Source organism: Pseudomonas sp. SIMBA_067, assembly GCF_046534675.1.
Lineage (GTDB): Bacteria > Pseudomonadota > Gammaproteobacteria > Pseudomonadales > Pseudomonadaceae > Aquipseudomonas > Aquipseudomonas putida.
The window spans coordinates 1-233 of the sequence record NZ_JAWRYH010001403.1 but is presented as its reverse complement, the minus strand read 5'-3'; the positions used below and the strand labels follow the sequence as shown (position 1 = coordinate 233).

Genomic DNA, 233 nt, shown 5'->3' with positions numbered 1-233 from the left:
ACGGCGATCAGCAGGCCACCGCTGGTCTGGGGGTCGCACAGCACGCGCTTGTGCAGCTCCTGCACACGCCCCAGCTTGCTGGCGTAGCTCTCGAAGTTGCGCAAGGTGCCACCCGGCACGCAGCCCTGGTCCAGGTAATACTCCACCCCCGGCAGGCGCGGAACCTTTGCATAGTCGATACGGGCCGTCAGGCCACTGCCATCAGCCATTTCCACCAGGTGGCCGAGCAGGCC

General features: G+C 66.5%; 1 pseudogene. It reads right to left on the bottom strand.

Features of this window, described 5'->3' with window-relative positions:
* A pseudogene (locus tag SB765_RS33995) lies at positions 1 to 233 on the bottom strand (selenide, water dikinase SelD); the annotation flags it as partial.